The organism is Microcoleus sp. D3_18a_C4 (genome assembly GCF_036702415.1).
In the GTDB taxonomy this organism is placed as follows: Bacteria; Cyanobacteriota; Cyanobacteriia; order Cyanobacteriales; family Microcoleaceae; genus Microcoleus.
The window spans coordinates 1-19,279 of the sequence record NZ_JAUBTI010000030.1; the positions used below are offsets into that span (position 1 = coordinate 1).

Here is a 19,279-nt window from a genome sequence, read left to right on the forward strand (position 1 = left end):
GTCCCGCCCGTCCTTTTTGGACGGGCGGGACGCCCATCCCACTTTCAAGAGTGGAAGTTATTTAATTCTCATTCCATATTAGGTAGCAGCTTCTCACCCTCAAACCTAGCGATTGCCAGAGCTGGTAGGAGGCTCAGTTTCCGGTGGTTCGGGAGGGGGAGATTCAGACTCAGGAGGATTCAGCGACTCCTCCCAAACTTTGATTTGCGATCGAGCTTGCTCAAAAGCCCGAGTCCCCGATGGAATTTTCTTCAAAGTCGCGATCGCCCCAGCCAGATCCGACGACGACTCTTCCACACCAAGCGCCAAAATCCGCTGGCTCCACTCATCAATCGCCTCACTCGCCTGCCACCGGAGCGAACTCGACTCGGGAACCTGACTTGCCAGCGCAATTGCCGTTTGCAAAGCGTCAGCAGTCCCCGCCCGGGCGGTCTGACGGGCGTTCTGCAAATTTTGCTCGCCCTGAAATTGAGCCTCCCAAGTCCGAATGTTCGATCGAGCTTCCTCATAAAGCACCCGTCCCGATCTAATCCGGCGGGCCATCTCAATTGCCCCCGCCAAATTGCCGCCCGCCGCTAGCTGCTGAGCTCTATCCAAAAACGGCTGGTCAACAAGCCGCTGTCTCCTCTCGATCCAAGCTTGAATTTTGGCTTGAGCTTCCACGTAAAGCGCCCTACCTCTAGCGATCCGAGAAGCTTGAGCAACAGCGGCTTCCAGAGCATTCGGATCGCCCGTACTTGCCAAATCGTTCGCTCTTTGCAAATACGGACTGTCTTCCAGCAGCTCGATTTGACGGCTCAAGGTGCTAATTTGACGGAGAGCTTCCGAAGCGCGGGGATTTGATTCCGGGACTGTTTGCAATTGCGCGATCGCAGCCCTCAAATCATTTACCCCACCAGGCGCCGCCAGCCTGCTTGCCAAATCCAAAACTTTCACATCAGCCATTTCTTGTTGCCAGCGGCCGACTAAATCTTGAGCTTGTTTGTATAAAGGGCGGCCGGACTTGAACTTTTGAGCAATCTCGATCGCCTTGGAGAAACCCTCAACAGAGCCAGTCAAAGCCAGAGAAGTAGCATTCGCCAACTCATTAAAATCTTGTACTTGTTCCGTTAAATTTGCCGAGTCTGGAATCTTGTTAGCGATCGCCATCGCCTCCTGCCAATCCCCTGCCTGCAAGCGTTTTTGGGCGATATCCAGAATTTTCTTGCTAAATTCCGCGATCGCCTTATTGGCAGCTTGATACAAATAACTGTTTTGACCAATTCCCTCAGCCAGCTTAATCCCCTTCACCAGATTGTCGAGACCTCCCTCGGAGGCTGTATTCCGGGCTTTTAGCAACTTATTGCCCTCCGCCTTAGTCGTCTGAATTAGCTTAGTCAATTCCTCGTACTTAGCCGATTCCCAGAAAGTATTTCCCAAATCCAAAAGCAGAGTAGCTTGGCTGAAAGCCAGCGGCCACTCTTCCTGACGCAAGTGGTCTTCCGCCGTGCGGTAAATTTTCTCTGCATCGCTCCATATCGACTGCCACTTTTCAATCTGCTTTTCCATCTTCGGGTAAGCCGGAACGTTTTTAGGAACCTTACGAGCGAGGGCAATCGCCTCATCCAGCTTTCCTTCTTGGAAACTAGCATTTCCCAGCCTAATAATATCCTCCGACCACCGATCGATTTGAGTGTTAATTCTCGGCCGCAGCGGATGGTTTTGTGGCAAAGCATTCACTAATTCGATCGCCAACAGCAAATCATCCGCCGTCCGCTTGCTTGCTGCTTCTTGAGCACAAAAAAAGCGATCGTTAGCAGAAGCCGTCGGCCAAAAAATCTTTGAGCAATTCGACTGCGAGGTCAGGTTGAGCAAAGACGCAATTGCCACAAACCCCATACCCACCGACAGCATCAAACTCACCGCCAGCCAAAACTGCCACTTCTTCGACCAGATCCGCCACAACGGATTGTGTTCCCCCGGCGGCTGCGAGTTTTCCCCAGACAAATTCGGCGGTAGTTCCAGATGCCCGGACGGCATTTTTCCCGAAGTAACCAACTCTCGGAGCTCTTTAAGTCGTTGGGCCCGGTTTTTCCTTGCTGGTAGCCGCACCAGCGACGAAGTATCCTTGGTTGACTCCAAGGATTCTGATGCAGACCAACGGCCTGATGTTTTGCGATCTTGACTCATATCCTCACCACAAACAACAACCAGCCTGTCTTAATTATTTCAAAACAGCGATCGCTGCTATTGACTGCTCTATAGAATGTATTCATAAAAAAACTCGGTAAGTGGGAAACGAGCGCGACTTCAGTCCTGAGAGGAAAACGACTCGGCGATTTCAATCGCCTTGAGTCTTTCCCCTTTCGGGTTGGAGGGGTATGGTTGCCCCTCCGATGAGGTATGGTTGCCTCAGTCTCCCTTGCGGGGTAATGTTCGTGCAGACCTGGTTATAAAGGCTTGTTAGACCTGCGACACTGTTTCAGTGACTTTAAAACTGTTTAATCGCAGGTGACAGAGCGGAAAACTGGCGGATCATTCGCCGGTGTCGTGACCTAAATAACGTCTCCTCTTGCGAGGGGTCTGGTCAGCATAGCTTGCTCGATTTCTCTTACAAGCGAGCGTGGCTTTAGCCCGCTCGTTACTGACCACTTTTAAATACTCGTGCAGGCGAAAGACTGCAAGAGCCGATCGCCAAACCGCAAAAATCAAAATTTTGTGATTAGGTAATTGATAATGGGTAATTGGCAATTGGTCAAGGCCTTTATCCCCAACTCGCACTCCTGATTGCCAATTACCAATTATTATCTCAAGAACCGGAGTTTGAGCGCAAATCGCCGATGAGTTCCGCCAGTTGGTCGCTATTAGCTTTGTAAACCTCGTTGCAGAAATGGCACGTAGCCTCAGCCCCCCCATCTTTTTCAATCATGTCTTGGAGTTCCGCTTCGCCCAACATTTTCAGAGCTCCCAAAACTCGATCGAACGAACAGCCACAGTCAAAGCGCACCATCTGAGTTTCCGGGAAAATTTCCAGGCCCATATCTCCCAGTAACTCTTCGAGAATCTGGTGCAGCGTTTTGCCCGATCGCAGCAGCGGCGTAAAGCCTGACAATTGAGCAACTCTAGATTCTAAAGTTTGCACCAATTTTTCGTCCGTTGCCGCCTTCGGCAGAACCTGCAACAGCACACCCCCAGACGCTTCTACCCCGCCCGCCCCCACAAACACCCCCAAAACCAGAGCCGAAGGCGTTTGCTCGGAGGTTGCCAAATAGTGAGTCAGATCGTCGCCAATTTCGCCGGAAACCAATTCCACCGTACTTGAATAAGGGAAGCCGTATCCAACGTCCCGCACCACGTACAAATACCCGTCACCTATTGCCCCGCCGACATCGAGTTTGCCTTTAGCATTGGGCGGCAGTTCCACTTCGGGATTATCCACATAACCTCGAACTGTTCCATCAAGTCCTGCATCAACCAGAAGCCCGCCCAGTGGCCCATCTCCTTTGATGCGAATGTTGACCCTCGATTCGGGCCGCTTCATGCTGGAGGCGAGTAACAGCCCTGCTGACATCGTGCGGCCGAGGGCGGCTGTAGCCACGTAGGAGAGCTTGTGCCGCTGTCTTGCTTCTTCGGTGAGGCGGGTGGAAATGACGGCTACAGCGCGAATTCCGCCCTCTGCGGCTGTAGCGCGAATTAATTGATCGGCCATGAAAAACCTTACTTTGTCTTTTGATACCTTCTCGAACTATTTTAGAAGTTCTTGAAGGTTGTGGCAGCAGAGAGCAGCAGTTGACTCGGCGGGCCTGGGAGTGCGATCGAACTTGTTTTAACTATCAAAGCAATAATATTACATTTCGCAATTTATGTTTATAAAATTTAAAGTTTTTTTGAACAAATAAAACTCCAAGCCGTGTATGCTTTGCTACATAGAAAGACAAAAAGAGTATATTTACAGAATTTCGCGCATTGATGTGTAGCGTCAGTTTTTATCCCAACGTATCTGCATCTATCTGCGCCTGTCTGCGGTAAATTTTTACTTTTTAGTTAATTTTTCGATGGCGATTCGGGTTTACTGCTAAATAATCATGAGGATATATGAATAAAATTCAAGACGTTTTATTGCCTCTGGAAAAGCCCTTTGAAATTAATCCCGAATTAACAAAAACCGATTTATTAACGTCAGGAAATTTACTAACTTCAAGCAGCATTACCGACAGTTCCAACAGCATTCCCGTTCCACTTTTACAAACATCCACTGTCAATTTTTTAATCCCCCAAAAAGTTGAAGATGCCAATAGTTTTGAACAATTTTTAACACAACCGCAACTCTTGGGTGCAGCCCCAAAGGCCTCGCCCTCAGCCTCCGCAAGCAGCGACATCTTAACCGGCGAAAAAGTAGAAACACAAGCTGACCGCACCGTTTGGAGCCAACTCCTCGGCGCATCCACCCCCGAACGGCAGGCAAAAAATAGCACTTTGCCAGCCGGAGTTTTCCAAGTCGGTGCTAGCGGACAAGTCAGTGCAGACTACCTGTTTGATGGAGGATACTACCAAGGGGAACTGGCTATTTTCAGCATGAAGGGGATGGAAACCTTAATCCCCGGTTCAAAACCCTTCATCCTAGAGGCATTCCGCAGAGTTCTCACCAATTCCACGTTAGGTCGCGTTGTAATCCGCGACTCTACCGAAGGCGCCAAATTCAGCGGTTCAATGCCAGGAGAATTTAATTGGGGTTCGGGGCCATACACCGGCCTCAAAAACTTCACCATGACCCCAGGTGACACCTTCGCGGTCATGGTGATTCCCAATGGCACAATACAAATATCTTACGCCACCCAATTGCTGTGGAATTTATTCCCCGAACGCCGCCCTTTATTCTCCGTCTCCCCAACTAATTCCACCAACAGCGGCTACCAGCTAGCACTCGCCGACGTTACAGGTTCGGGCAATACCTTTGCCATTGAAGACGAGCCGGCGGCCCAAACAGACCGCGACTACAATGATATTATCGTCAGCTTTATCGGCGCGAGTGGCAACGCCACCCCAATCGGCAGTGTCATCAACCCAGCCAGAGAATGGCGCACCACCCCTCTGGGACAGCAAATTATCAGCTACGCTAACAGCTTAGTTCCCAACGATACAACACCGCCCGCGATCGCCGCCACCTTAACCAACGATACCGGAACATCCAACAGCGATCGCATTACAAACAATCCTACGATCGGCGGTACCGTCACCGACAGCAGCAGCATAGCCAGCTTCCGTGCCGGTTTCGACGACACTCCCATTGCCGAATTCGCCGACATCACCCCCCTCCTCAACAGCAGCGGCAGCTTCACCCTCAGTCGCACCCAACTCGAAACCATCCGCCGCAACCCCCTCAGAGATGGCATCCACACCCTCCGCCTGATTGCCACCGACTCCCGTGGCAACACATCAAACACTTTCAGCCTCAACTTCACCCTCGACACCGCCGCACCCCAAACCACCCTGCTGACGCCAATTTCCGGAGGCAACCACAGCAGTACAGCCCGACTCATCGGTACGGCAACCGACACCGGGACAAATCTGTCCAACCTGCAATACTCCGTCGATGGTGGCAGCCTTAATACCCTGAACCCAGACACCAGCGGTAAGTTCGACGACTCGCCTCCGAACTCGCCCCTAGCTACCGGCAGCCACACTGCGGTTCTAGAAGCAACAGACACCAGCGGCAACCAAACATCTCAAAACATCAACTTCCAAGTCACTAACAGCTTTACCGTCGCCCCCCCACAAACAACAGGTTGGGCAGCAACATCAACAGACACCGTACTCCTGGCCGAACGCAACAGCAAACTCGTCCAAGCCGTAGTACCCGTGCAATTAGGGCAAACCACAGGCAGCCGCACCCTGCGGTTCCAACTCAAAGCCGACTTCGACAAAACAGATACAGCTTCAGCAATTGAAGACTTGTTCCAAATTTACCTCGTTTCCCCAAACGACCCCAACCAAACCCTACTCGACGGAGGTACCCCCGGAACCCCGCTGTTTTCCCTAATCGGCAGCAAAGCCGAATTCGTACCTGGACGAGTGCGGTACAGCGGCGACACCGTAGAAATCGATTTGAGCAGTTTGAAAAACAGCAGCAGCGGTAATCTGCTGTTCAGATTGACCGACAGCGACACCGATACTGGCAGTACCGTAGAAGTCAAGAACCTCACCAACACCGTCGATGAAGAAGGTACAGCCAGCCCAGTCTTTCTGCCAGCGCAGAACAAAACTGCCAGCGGCGGCAGTCTCAATACCGACAACCTGACAGCAGCCCCCAATTTAAAAGTAAATTTCAGTCAGGTACAGTTTGACCCCGCCACCGGCAACTACAAAGCATCAGTACAGGTACAAAATACTGGCAGCCCCGTCAGCCGCAGCGTGGCGGTAGTTTTCCCCGATTTGCCAGCCGCAGTAACCCTGCAAAATCCCGACGGTACCGACAGCAGCGGCAAACCCTACATCAATTTGCGCGGTGCTATTCCTGCTGGGGGATTGGATACTGGGGCTATTTCAGATGCTGTAGAATTAGTCATCAGCAATCCCAACTTTCAGAAATTTTCCCTCACGGCTACCGCCATTGCCGGTGTCGCCAATCAAGCTCCAAACTTGGCTGCAATCGAGTCCATCGACGTTAAAATCGGAGAAACTTTCAAGCTGCCCCTCACCGCAACCGACTCCGACGGCGACCCCATCAGCTTTGCCGTCAAATCGTCCGCTTCCTTACCCACGGGGAAAATCACCGGCAACGGCACCCTAGAAATTTCTCCCACTCCCGAAGAAATCGGAACCTACAACTTTACGGTAGTCGCTAGCGACGGAGTTTTAGAAACAACTCGACCTGTTACAGTTAACGTTACCCCTTCGACTGCCGGCCTCACTCGCATTTCAGGAGTAATTCAAAACACCAACCAGCAACCCTTAGAAGGTGTGTTGGTGGGACTCGGCGCCTTGCGGGCAATAACAGCAGCCGACGGTTCCTTTGAAATTCTGCGGCTGGAATTTCCCGGTTTGGCGGAACTCGGACTTCCCGAATTAGTGCCGCCAGATACCCTGCAAATTTACGGCGACGGCATTACAGGCGAAGACAACTACCCCTACATTGCCGAAAAACTGCCGTTGTTATTGGAACACGAAGTTTACTCCAACGTTAACAACGTCATCTCCCGTCCGATTTACCTGCCGCCGATCGACACCGCCAACGGCAAAATTATCAACCCAGCCGCCGACACCACCGTCACCACCGCAGCCATTCCCAAAGCATCGGTATTTGTCAAAGCCGGTTCCCTCCAAGATGCTGAAGGCAACCCCTACACCGAAAACCTCAGCATCACCGAAGTCCCCACAGAATTAACCCCCGCCGCCCTGCCGCCCAACCTGCATACCGACTTGGTAGTCACCATTCAGCCGGGGGATATGGTGTTTAGCACCCCTGCCCCCCTCTCCTTGCCCAACCGCGCGGGATACGCACCGGACAGCACGATGGACTTGTGGTCGATTAACCCCACCACAGGCGACTTCGACAATGTAGGCACCGGTAAAGTCACTGCTGACGGGAGTGCAATAGAAACTGTTTCAGGCGGCATCCGCAACAGCAGTTGGCACTTCTTCGCCCCCCCAGCACCTTCGCCCAGAAATCCGGGTCAAGACCCCCGCAATCCCAAAGACAAGTGCAACGAATGCAAAGCAAAAGGCGGCTTAACCTCTGAAGTAGAAATGCACTCCGGGGCAGTCATCGAAACCCACGACCTCGTACCTTACCAGTCAATGGGAGAAACCCGCAGCTTAACTCTAACCTACGATTCTCTCAGAGCAGACCCCAGACAGATCGTCCACTTCGGCTACAATAACGCGCCCGCCGATACAGCGCAAAAATTAGTAGCTAAATTAACCGTAGAAGGAGAAAAATTTCAGTATCAAGTACCCGGATATTCCGGCAATCAATACGGTTTAACGGGAGGCGAACACTTCTGGTCAATGCCTAATAATGGAGGTACAATTGATGCCGCCCTGCAAGTCGATATGAGTGCCTTGCCTTCGGGTCAGTACGACTATACTATTAACAGCGGCATCCGCCGATTTACGGGTACTATTTTTGCGGGTTCTTCAACCGACACGAAGGATAAGTTAGTTTCAGTCAACACAATTAACAGTCCTTTCGGCAGCGGTTGGGGAATAGCTGGATGGCAGGAATTAGTAGAAAATTCCGACTCTTCATTATTGTTAATTGACGGTGACGGCAGCGAATTGGTATTCGATAAATCCACACTAGCAGGGGAAGAGTATGTATCTCCTCCAGGGGATTTCTCCAAATTAGAGAAACTGACAGACGGCACGTTTACCCGCACCTTAACTGACAAAACTGTTTATAGTTTCAATGCCGACAAGCGTCTGGTTTCGGTTAAAGAAGCCAACGGCGACGAAACCAAATATACTTACAATTCATCCGGTGAGTTGTCCCAAATCATCGACGTAGCTGGGTTGATTACCAAGTTGACCTATGCGAATGGCAAAGTAAGTCAAATAGAAGACCCGGCTGGACGGTTGACGAAGTTAGAATACGACGCTGCCGGCAACTTGCAAAAGATTGTTGACCCCGATACCAAAGCGCGGACGTTTAGCTACGACAGCGAACGTCACATCACAAAAGAAGTAGACAAACGGGGATTTTCAGAACAAACATTATACGACTTTGCAGGTAGGGCAACGGGAGGAATTCGTAAAGACGGTTCGCAGTTGCAGGTGGCACCCGTACAGGTACAAGGACTTTATCGGAAGGAGGATACAACTAATCCTTTGAATGCGCCTGTAGCTCAACCTTTAGGTGCGGTAGAAGCAAGTTATGCTGATGGTAGCGGTGGCGTAGTTACTCAGATTCTCGACCAAACAGGTCAAGTTGTTTCGGCAAAAGATGGAGGGGGAAATCAACCTACCTTTGAGCGAAATCAGAATTTCTTAGTGACCAAAAGAACCGACGCGCGGGGCAATACTACCTCTTACGAGTACGATGCTAAGGGCAATGTCAAAAGCATTTCGGATTCCCTTTCCGGTACGCCTCAAACAGGTTCAAATAACAACGACGATCAGTTGTTTGCTGCTAAGACTTACTACCCAGTTGAGGCATCTTCTAGTGTAGCAACAATTAAAGATGTCAATGATGATGGAATTCCTGATATTATTACTGCCAATCGTTATAGTAATAATGTATCGGTGCTACCTGGAAATGGCGACGGTACTTTTACTCCTCCAACAAATTACCCTGTGGCAAACCAGCCAACATCTGTAGCTTTAGGGGATGTAAATGGAGACGGCAAAAACGATATCGTTACTGCCAATTTTTATGGGGTACGAATCCCGATAGCGGTACAGTATCAGTATTATTGGGCGATGGCAATGGTAATTTCGGTACTCCAACCAATTATACAGTAGGTTATGGGGCAGTATCCGTAGCTGTGGGAGATCTCAATAAGGATGGCCAGAATGATATCGTTACGGCCAGTGATTCTAGCAAAAATATATCAGTGCTTTTGGGCAACAGCAGCGGCTCTTTTTCCCGAACCGATATAACGCTAAATTATCGACCAGAAACCGTAATTTTGAATGATTTAGATAAGGATGGCAACTTAGATATTATTAGTGCAAGTCGCTATGACACCAATTATTCAACTGGTGGGGTGTCAGTATTATTGGGTAATGGTAATGGCACTTTTGCTGCTGAAAATAATTACATGGCTGGTTCTAGGCCAGGGGGCGTAGCTGTAGGAGATATCAATAAAGATAGCAGAAATGATATCGTTACGGCTAGTTCAGGTAGCGGAGAATCTGTTGCATCTGTATTATTGGGTAACAGCAATGGTTCTTTCGCTGTGGCAACTAATTACCCACTTAGGTCTAATATTTATCCTGAATCTGTAGCTATAGGGGACTTGGATTTAGATGATGATTTAGATGTCGTTGTTTCCGGCAGCGGTTACGGTTACGAGAGTGTCATGTTAAATAATGGCAGTGGTATCTTAGCAAGTCCCGCTGATAATTATGCCAATGGTAACGCATATCAGCCATCTGTGGCATTAGAAGACCTTGACTTAGATGGTGACTTAGATATGGTCTTGGTTAGTGGTTATAACGGCGTTTCTGTAAGTCTCAATAATACTGTGAGAAACGAACAGGGAGGGGGTACTGGCAAACGCAGCTTTACTTACGATAATGTTTTCAATCAAGTAACCGGCGAAACTGATGAATTAGGCCGCCAAACTCTTTACGAAATTGACTCGCTTACTGGTAACAGAATAAAAGTGACAAACGTAGTAGGCGCTGTTGGCGACAGCGATGATGTTGTTACTAGCTATACCTACACAAATAAAAATTTAATTGACATTGAAACTGACCCCAACGGACGGGTGACAGATTACGATTATAACGATAAAGACCAGTTGGTGAAGATTACTGTTGCTAAGGGGACTGTTGATGAAGCGGTGCAGCAGTTTGAGTACGATGCTGCGGGGAATCAAAAGGCAGTTATTGATGAAAATGGCATCCGCACTGAGTATGAATATGATGCGATGAATCTGTTGAAAAAGACGACGTTTGCTAAAGCGACTCTTGATGAAGCAACGCAGCAGTTTGAATATGATGGCGATGGAAATCAGACGGCGGTAATTGATGAGAAGGGCAACCGTAGCGAGTCTGAGTACAATATCATGAATCAGCTCGTTAAAGTAAAAGCTCCTGACCCGGATGGTAGCGGGCCGTTGAGTTCGCCGGTAACGAGTTACGAGTATGATAAGAATGGGAATCAGGTGTTGATGGTTGACCCGTTGGGAAGGAAAACCGAGTATCGGTATGACAGTCGGAATCGGTTGGTGGAGACGGTGAATCCTGACGGTACGGCAGAGAAGATGCGGTATGATTCTGATAATAATCAGACGGCGAGCTTTGATGCAAAAGGCAACCGAACTAACAAGGTTTATGATGCGCGCGGCAGGTTAATTCGAGAGGTCGATCCTAGTGAGAAAGTTACTCGTTTTGAGTATGACGCGGCTAATCAAATGGTGGCTCAAGTTGATGCTAATAATAACCGGACTGAGTACAAGTATGATTCGTTGGGAAGGCGCACGGATGTTACTCAAGCGGCACAGACTACTATTGCTAGTACGAGCAAAACTGAGTACGATAAGGTTGGGAATGTTACTGCTGAAATTGATGCTAACACTAACAAAACTCAATACGTTTACGATGCTCTGAATCGTCAAACTCAAATCACAGATCCACTCAATAATGTCACAACATCCGAGTACAATAAAGGTGGCACTCTCAAATCAGTTACTGACCCGCTACTTCGCAAGACTTCCTTTACCTACGATGCTTTAAACCGCCAAAAAACTGTCATTGACCCCAAACTCAACAATACCACCTACACTTACGACAAAGCCGGCAATCGAACTAAAATTACTGACGCTCTCAACCACTCCACCGAATTCACCTACGACAATCTCAACCGCCAAACCGACACCAAAGATCCTCTCAATCATACCACAAAATCCACCTACGACGCTAACAGCAACCTCCTCACATTCACCAACGAAGTGGGAGACAAAACCGAATATACTTACGACACAAAAGACCGAACTACTTCCGTCACCGACCCCATCGGCAACAAAGTGTCTACAGAATACGATGCTAACGGTAATGTTAGTGCTGTCGCAGACGGTTTGGGCAACACCACTCGCTACGGTTACGATGCTTTAAACCGTCAAACAACAGTCACAGATGCTCTCAACAAAACTACAACTACAGCTTACGATAGTGTTGGCAATGTCAGTTCCCTCACCGACCCTTCAAACAACAAAACAACCTTCGCCTACGATGAATTAAATCGACTCAAAACTGAAACGAATCAACCGCTAAACCGAACTCGCAGCTACACCTACGATTCGGTAGGTAATTTAATAACATCTAAAGACGGAAATAACCGCACTCGCAAGTTTGTTTACGACAAACTCAACCGTTCAACAGAGGAACAGTGGCTGAATTCAGCTAACACTTCTATTCGGACGATTACTTCAAGCTACGATGCAGCAGGTCAGCTTAAAACTATTAGCGACCCCGATGCAACTTATGCTTTGACTTACGATTTGGCTGGCAATTTGGAAACTGTTGACAATGCGGGAGCTCCGAACGTGCCAAATGTGTTGTTGAAGTACGCATACAATCAGGTTAATCGTCCGATTTCTGTGACGGATACAATTAACGGTCAATTGCGGGGAACGAAGTCTTTTACTTATGATGATGGGAACCGAGTAACTCGGATTACTCAAAGCGGAAATGGGGTAAGTTCCAAGCGGGTTGATATGAATTATGATGCTGCGGGTAAAACTAAGGATGTTACTCGTTACAGCGATTTGAATGGGACGGGTTTGGTGGCAAAAAGCGAGTATGTTTATGACAGTGTGGGTCGTTTAACTCGGTTGAGTCACGGTAAGGGGGATGTGACGTTAGCTAATTATGCTTGGACTTACGATTTTGCCAATCGAGTGACTGGATTTACTTCGCCGGATGGTAGTACCAATTACAGTTATGACAAGCGAGACCAGTTGACTGGTGCAGATTACAGTTCTCAGAGTGATGAGAGTTACAGTTACGATGATAATGGGAGTCGAACTAATTCTGGATATCAAACTGGAAGTAACAATCAGTTACAGTCGGATGCTGTTTACAATTACGAGTACGATGGTGAGGGGAATCTCACGAAGCGGACTGATGTTGTTACGGGTGAGGTGACTGAGTACAGTTGGGATTATCGGAACCGTTTAACTCAGGTTGTGGGTAAGAATGGTAGCGGTTCTGTAATTAAGTCGGCTCAGTATAGTTATGATGGTTTGAATCGCCGCATTGTTAAAGAAGTTGATGCGGATGGTGCTGGCAGTGCAGCGCCTCAAGTTGAGCGTTTGGTTTACGACGGACAGCATATTGCTTTGACTTTTGATGGTGCTGGTTCTCAAACGCACCGTTATTTGCACGGTGTGGAAACTGACCAGATTTTGGCGGATGAAAGTGCTGGCGGTAGCGTGTTGTGGCCGCTGACGGATAATTTGGGAACGGTGCGGGATTTGGTTGATTCTAATGGGGCGATTCAGAATCGGATTGGTTATGATAGTTTTGGGAAGGTGAGGAGTCAAACTAATCCGAGTGTGGGTTTCCGGTTTGGTTTTACGGGGCGGGAGTTGGATGCTGAAACGGGGAATTATTATTACAATTCGAGGTATTATGACCCGCAGGTGGGGAGGTTTATTAGTGAGGATACTATTGGATTTGGGGGTGGAGATGCTAATCTTTATCGGTATGTGGGGAATAGTCCTACTAATTATACCGATCCGTCGGGAGAACAGGTTCCTGTAGCGATACCTTTGCCTGCACCGGCTTTGCCTCTACCGCCTTTGGGTGGTCTTCTCCAGCGTGTGCCTGGTTTGGGTATATTGCTTGCACCTCCTGGTGGTGGTGGGTTGCTGAATCCTCTTCCTGCTGGTCAGGACGATCGACTGTTTGAGGAAAGACTGCGGAGAGGGTTGATTCAGCCACAGGGACAAACTCAGCCTACTCCACCGCTTAAGACACCTCCTAAGCGACCCGATCAGACAGCCCCTGCACCAGCCCCCGCGTCAGCGCCAAAGTCAGCCTCTCCAACTAGAACACCCAAAAAGAAAGGTAGCAATTGTCCAACCTGTGACGATCCCCCATTCAGCTCATATGATAAGTGTAGTGATTTGGTGACAAATGATTTGCCTTTTGGAGGGTATAAAGATACAACTATTAACTCTGCTGTTCAAGCTATGCAGAACTTTAGAGGAAAGCATCCTCTGATCAAAGATTATAGAGAGCTTGAGCGTCAAGAGGGAAAAGGCGACCCAGCGGATAAGTTTAAATGTAAAAATCCTACAGGTTCTAATCATTACAACGTTTACATCAAAGACCTTCTCCCAAAGAAAAGTGCTGGCTCTATAGCTGAATGTAAATGTTGTAAAGAAGGAAATCCTCCCGACTTAGTAAACCGATTTGCTATTCTGAACATTAAAGATAAAGCAGGTAATAAATATTACAATCGAGGGTTCTAATGAACAAATTAGAGTATTGGTTCCTAGATACTGCTGTTACAGAAATGATTGGTTTCAGTTGGATTGTTCCTGATGAGCAATACGGATACCTGGCCATCAATCGCGCACCCCTCAATCTCACCGTAGCCGAAATTACTGATGTATTAAATGGTCTCTTTCAAAAAGGAGATTTGCTAGCAATTACTCCGTCAGATTTGGATGAGTACGGCGTCAATAGAGGTTTTATCCCTTCAAAATCTGAAATTGACTTGGCTATTCACCAAAAAATAAATCTCTTCTACTTTTTGACAAGTCAAGGAGGGAACAAATGGGAATCTGTCTCTCATCCTAATTGGAATTTGTATTGGACAGGATATAATGGTTTCCTTAGCTGCGCTGACCGTAAATTATTAGAAGCATATTTAGCCTTGTACCATTTAATAGATCGTGGAAATACCCGTACCTATATTATTCCTGGCACAGAATCATGGGAAATATTGACTCCTTGGCAAGCTACTTATTGGAAAACACTTCCTATTGGTTACGAAGTTCGGTATGAAAGTAGAAGCGTTGAATTTGATGAAGCTGCTAAGCGCGATCCTAAGTTAATTGAACGAGAAAAACAAGCAAATAACTGGTATTCTAGCACTAGAATATGGTATACAAACTACTTTAAGCAGTGTGAAGCAGAACTTAACTATTCCACAGCATTAGCAAAAAGTCCGAATCTCAAAATCGAATACTTGATGCTTAAGTTTGTAATATGCAAATGGGAGGCACTAATCAGTTTTGCACACTCAGAGCATCTATCTCAGGCTGAAGTAGTGCTTGCAGCAGATTCCCTGTTTCAGAGAGGTGACATTAAAGCAATGGTGTTTGACGATGAATACGACACCGAACCAGCTTCAGATGTTGTCTTAACCAGGGCAGGAATTCAAGACCACTTAATTGGAAGACTTGTAGCAAGCTACTATTTAACTCCTCAAGGTGGTGCTAGATGGGAAGCAATGGCTCACCCTGATTGGAATAAGTTTTTTATTGTGAATTTTCGTGGGGCGTTCCCTTATTATGAATATGGAATTCTCAGTACCCAGAGAGAAATTATAGAGCAATTGTTGAGTTTAGACAACTTGATTTTTAAGGAGCGACACATCCCAGGAACCGAAAAATGGAATGTCCTCAAACCCTGGGAAGCAACTTATTGGAAGACTTTACCGCAAGGCTATCACGTTAGTTGTGAATTTCAGCACAATGATTCGTACCTAGATTACCAAAAAGAAGGAGCCAGCCCTGAGTTAATTGAGGAACACGAGCAAGTAATGAAATGGTACGAAAACATGAAAAAATGGTATACAGACCCTTCCTTTGACTAGACTTTAACTATTTTACTTAATTGGTAAATTTTAGAGATGTGTCAATTTATCTCAACGTCTGCTAACATTTACTTAACCATCAAATCTGGATTAAAACTTCTACATAAAAATATCAAAGTATTTTACCTTTGTACGGTCAAATTGCGATCGCTTGGAATTCCCCAATGACCTCCTCAATCTCCATTATCACCACCACCTACAACCGAGAACAATACCTCAGCGCCGCCATAGAAAGCGTTCTCGCCCAAACCTACCCCAACTTTGAACTGATAATTTGGGACGACGGTTCCACCGACTCCAGTCTCACTATCGCCCGCAAATACGCAAAGCAAGACGCGCGAATTCAAGTAATAGCCGCCCCCCACCAAGGCAGAGGAATTGCTCTCAAAGCTGCTCATACACTGTGCAAAGGAACATATATCGGCTGGGTAGACAGCGACGACTTGCTCGCACCCACCGCCCTCGAAGAAACCGCAGCCGTATTAGACGCACAACCTGAAATCGGAATAGTCTACACCGATTGTCTAACGATCGATGAAAAAACTCAAGTAAAAGGACTAGGACACCGCAGCCAAATACCCTACTCTCCTGACAGGCTGTTAGTAGACTTTATGACTTTCCACTTTCGCTTATTTCGCCACCAATTATACGATCGCATAGGTGGCATCAACTCCGAATTCAACCGCGCTGAAGATTACGACTTTTGCCTGCGACTCTCAGAGATCGCTCAATTCTATCACCTCAACAAACCCCTTTACTACTACCGACAACATTCGCTGCATACAGTTCAACAGCAACTCGACCAAATTCTTGAATCTCAGTCAGCTATTGCACAAGCGCTTCAAAGACGTGGATTGAGCGACAGATTTGAATTAGAAGTAGATATCGTCAGTCGATTTTTTCTGTACAAACGCCAGCAAAAAGAAACAAGTTAAGCAGGCCTAAGTTATTTTTAGTTAGTATAAAGTGCAACGTGCATCGCCCTTATCATCAATTCTTCAATCCCAAATCTAAAATCTAAAATCCCAAATCTAAAATCCTATGACTCCCATCTCAATTGTCATGACTGTCTACAACCGAGAACGTTACCTTAAAGCCGCCATAGAAAGCGTTCTCGCCCAAACTTACCCCAACTTTGAACTCTTAATTTGGGACGACGGTTCCACAGATAACTCTCTCAATATAGCCCGCAGCTACGCCAAACTAGACCCCAGAATCAAAGCCCTCGCCGCCGAACACCGAGGTTCGGGCTATTCCCTAATGGCCGCCATTAGAGAAGCCACATTTCCTTACTTTGGCTGCGTGGATAGCGACGATTTGCTCGCCCCCAAAGCACTAGCAGAAACAGTTCCTATTTTAGATGCAAATCCTCAAGTAGGAGTTGTTTATACCAACTATTTACTCATCGACGAAAACGACTGCATTGGCGGCGAAGGCCCTCTCTGCAAAATCCCCTATTCGCCAGAGCAACTGTTAGTAGATCCGATCGTTTTTCACTTTCGCTTAATCCGCCGTTCGGCTTACAATAATTGTGGCGGTGTTGACCCAAAATTTGCCAGTGCTGTCGATTACGAATTGTGCCTGCGGCTGAGCGAAGTTACAGAAATTAGAAAAATCGACAAACCGCTTTATTATTACCGCATCCACCAGCAAACCGTTTCTCGCCAGCGTCGGGCAGAGCAAATATTATTATGCCGCACCGCTGTCGAACAGGCGCTTCAACGTCGCGGACTTGCTGACAAATTGGAGTTAGGAGTAGAACTTCTCGGTCAATTTCGCTTGCGACCGAAGCAAGTTAATGATAAAATAGATAGGAGCAACTTTTCGCTCGCGGATGCTAATTCACCCAACAGCCAGTCAAGCATTTTTTTTGGCGCGAAGGCTCATTCACCCAGCAACAAATCGATCGTATCAAGTCCGATTTTTGTAATAGGAGCCGAACGTTCTGGGACAACTCTCCTGCGTTTAATGCTAACAGCGCATCCAGCTATCTGCATTCCCCCTGAAAGTCTGTTCTTTGTTGCCCTAGAGTCAAAATACGGTGCTGCCAAAGACTTGCTGCCTCAAATCGAAGATTTTTTTAATGACCTTTACAACAACAATTTTCACAGGTTTTGCGAGTGGAATGTTGACCCACAGCTTTTATTAGATAACTTAACAAATAACAAGCAATTGAGTTACGCTCAAGCAGTTTTTACAGTTTATCAAACTTACCGCCAGCAGTTTGACCCGACAGCTTCGATTTGGGGAGACAAAAATCCTTTTCACATTTATCAATTAGGAAAAATCAGGAGATATTTTCCGGGAGTTAAGGTGGTTTTGATTGTGCGAGATTTTCGGGCTTGTTACAGTTCTATCAAAAAATTAGTAGCAAAAGAGCAAGAAAGGGGGGAAGTGTGGCCGGGGATAAAAACAGTAGCGGGACTGACGCACCAGTGGAATCAAGTTGTGAAAATTATCGAAAAATACCATCAAAAATGGGAACAATTTTATTTAGTTTATTATGAAGATTTGGTGAGGGAGCCGTCAGCACAGTTAGCAAAAATTTGCCAGTGGATCGGGGTAGATTTTCAGGAGTCAATGCTGGAATTTTATCAACAAAATGCTGCGTTAGGTTTAGTTCCGCCTAGCCAAATGGTGTGGCATCCAAATACTTTAGAACCAGTTGGGGTAAAGGGAATTAATGCTTGGCAAGATGAGTTGAGTTTTTCAGAGGTGGAAACTATTGAGTTGATGAATTGGAAAAACTTGGAAAAGCTTGGATATAAATGTACTTCATTATTTTAGCAGGCAAGTTGCTGAGCGATTTTTCTCAATTCGGGTGCTCTACTGTTCCTTCTTTGATCGCACAAATTGCCGGTGAATATACAAAGTTAAAACAATTAATCAAAGTTTATATTTCCCCTAACCTGACGATTACCTAACCTTTACCTTGGCCGGTTAGAGTCAGAGGCGTAGGTCTCAGACAAATGTTTTTTAGCTGGAAATAACGGATATGTCACCAACATCCAAAGCACTTTTAGCGGAAATCCAGCATAACACAGGAGCGAGTCGAAACTTGCATTTTTATGCCAAGGGGGAAACCATTCCTATGATGTCGCAAGGCCTTTGGCGAGTGTGTCAAGGTCTAGCACAACTGAGTACGCTTTATCCAAGCGGGGAAGAAGGACTTTTGGGTTGGGTTGGGCCTTCGATGTGCTTCGGTTTGTGGTTGACAAGCTTGCAGACTTACCGAGCTACGGCGACATCAGATATTTATTTGATGTGGTATTCTATGGTGGAAATCGAAGCTTCTCCTCAATTGGCTCACGAGTTGCTGCCTCAAATGGTACGGCGGCTGCGGCAAATGGAAGCAATTTTAGCGATCGCCGGACAGCGACGAGTAGATGACCGTTTGTATCAGCTATTGCTATTATTGCAACAGGAATTCGGTCAGCCTGTGGTTGATGGAACTCGTTTGAATATCCGCTTGACACATCAAGATATTGCTAATGCGATTTGCACGACGCGGGTAACAGTAACTCGAATGTTGGGAAAATTGCAGCAGCAAGGGTTAATCAGTCGAGATGGCGATCGGCATTTAATTCTTAACAAAGGTGTTTTTGCGTCCCGGTCGGATTTGTTTGGCTGCAACCCTCAATCAGTGTAGAACCGACAGCAATTTGCCTTTCCACTTTTTTGCATCTACATAAAGTCTTCCAGTATTAGCTATCAAATCTCTGTACATGAGAATTTTTTGTCTGGCTCTTCCTCTCCCTATCTACAGCCATACCTTTGCAGTTGGAAAAGATATAATTGAGCGGTGCA

9 protein-coding genes are annotated in these 19,279 nt (G+C 47.1%); 7 read left to right on the forward strand and 2 right to left on the reverse strand.

Annotation, left to right across the window (positions count from 1 at the left end):
* Nucleotides 1-105: 105 nt before the first annotated feature.
* Together QUB16_RS15500 and hslO are read right to left on the reverse strand one after the other, a co-directional pair.
* A complete protein-coding gene (locus tag QUB16_RS15500) occupies nt 106-2,169 on the reverse strand; it encodes a hypothetical protein (RefSeq protein ID WP_333317350.1) in 2,064 nt (687 codons plus the stop codon).
* A 619-nt stretch (nt 2,170-2,788) separates the two neighbouring features.
* Nucleotides 2,789-3,688: an Hsp33 family molecular chaperone HslO gene (hslO, locus tag QUB16_RS15505; protein WP_333317352.1), complete on the reverse strand. Its 900-nt coding sequence runs from the start codon at nt 3,686-3,688 to the stop codon at nt 2,789-2,791.
* A gap of 386 nt (nt 3,689-4,074) precedes the next feature.
* Here hslO and QUB16_RS15510 point away from each other — a divergent pair, with 386 nt between their 5' ends.
* The 7 genes from QUB16_RS15510 (at nt 4,075) to QUB16_RS15540 (ending at nt 19,121) form a co-directional block, all read left to right on the forward strand.
* Nucleotides 4,075-9,438 (forward strand): FG-GAP-like repeat-containing protein, encoded by a 5,364-nt coding sequence (locus tag QUB16_RS15510; protein ID WP_333317354.1) that lies wholly within the window; start codon nt 4,075-4,077, stop codon nt 9,436-9,438.
* Nucleotides 9,390-14,120, forward strand: a complete 4,731-nt coding sequence (locus QUB16_RS15515; RefSeq protein WP_333317356.1) for an FG-GAP-like repeat-containing protein — start codon at nt 9,390-9,392, stop codon at nt 14,118-14,120. The genes QUB16_RS15510 and QUB16_RS15515 overlap by 49 nt, the downstream gene beginning before the upstream one ends.
* Complete coding sequence (locus tag QUB16_RS15520; protein WP_333317357.1) at nt 14,120-15,472, forward strand: hypothetical protein; 1,353 nt, start codon at nt 14,120-14,122, stop codon at nt 15,470-15,472. Before QUB16_RS15515 ends, QUB16_RS15520 begins: the two co-directional genes overlap by 1 nt.
* A 164-nt stretch (nt 15,473-15,636) precedes the next feature.
* The gene (locus tag QUB16_RS15525; protein ID WP_333317359.1) at nt 15,637-16,407 is read left to right on the forward strand and encodes a glycosyltransferase; all 771 of its coding nucleotides are present in this window, start codon (nt 15,637-15,639) and stop codon (nt 16,405-16,407) included.
* Nucleotides 16,408-16,513: 106 nt separating this feature from the next.
* Nucleotides 16,514-18,259 (forward strand): sulfotransferase, encoded by a 1,746-nt coding sequence (locus QUB16_RS15530; RefSeq protein WP_333317362.1) that lies wholly within the window; start codon nt 16,514-16,516, stop codon nt 18,257-18,259.
* Nucleotides 18,241-18,396: a hypothetical protein gene (locus QUB16_RS15535; protein WP_333317364.1), complete on the forward strand. Its 156-nt coding sequence runs from the start codon at nt 18,241-18,243 to the stop codon at nt 18,394-18,396. The genes QUB16_RS15530 and QUB16_RS15535 overlap by 19 nt, the downstream gene beginning before the upstream one ends.
* 71 nt (nt 18,397-18,467) lie before the next feature.
* Nucleotides 18,468-19,121: a Crp/Fnr family transcriptional regulator gene (locus QUB16_RS15540; protein WP_333317366.1), complete on the forward strand. Its 654-nt coding sequence runs from the start codon at nt 18,468-18,470 to the stop codon at nt 19,119-19,121.
* Nucleotides 19,122-19,279: the final 158 nt, after the last annotated feature.

Coding starts and splice junctions, on each gene's coding strand:
- QUB16_RS15500 (WP_333317350.1), bottom strand. CDS start 2,169: ATGAGTCAAGATCGCAAAACATCAGGCCGTTGGTCTGCATCAGAATCC.
- hslO (WP_333317352.1), bottom strand. CDS start 3,688: ATGGCCGATCAATTAATTCGCGCTACAGCCGCAGAGGGCGGAATTCGC.
- QUB16_RS15510 (WP_333317354.1), top strand. CDS start 4,075: ATGAATAAAATTCAAGACGTTTTATTGCCTCTGGAAAAGCCCTTTGAA.
- QUB16_RS15520 (WP_333317357.1), top strand. CDS start 14,120: ATGAACAAATTAGAGTATTGGTTCCTAGATACTGCTGTTACAGAAATG.
- QUB16_RS15525 (WP_333317359.1), top strand. CDS start 15,637: ATGACCTCCTCAATCTCCATTATCACCACCACCTACAACCGAGAACAA.
- QUB16_RS15530 (WP_333317362.1), top strand. CDS start 16,514: ATGACTCCCATCTCAATTGTCATGACTGTCTACAACCGAGAACGTTAC.
- QUB16_RS15535 (WP_333317364.1), top strand. CDS start 18,241: ATGTACTTCATTATTTTAGCAGGCAAGTTGCTGAGCGATTTTTCTCAA.
- QUB16_RS15540 (WP_333317366.1), top strand. CDS start 18,468: ATGTCACCAACATCCAAAGCACTTTTAGCGGAAATCCAGCATAACACA.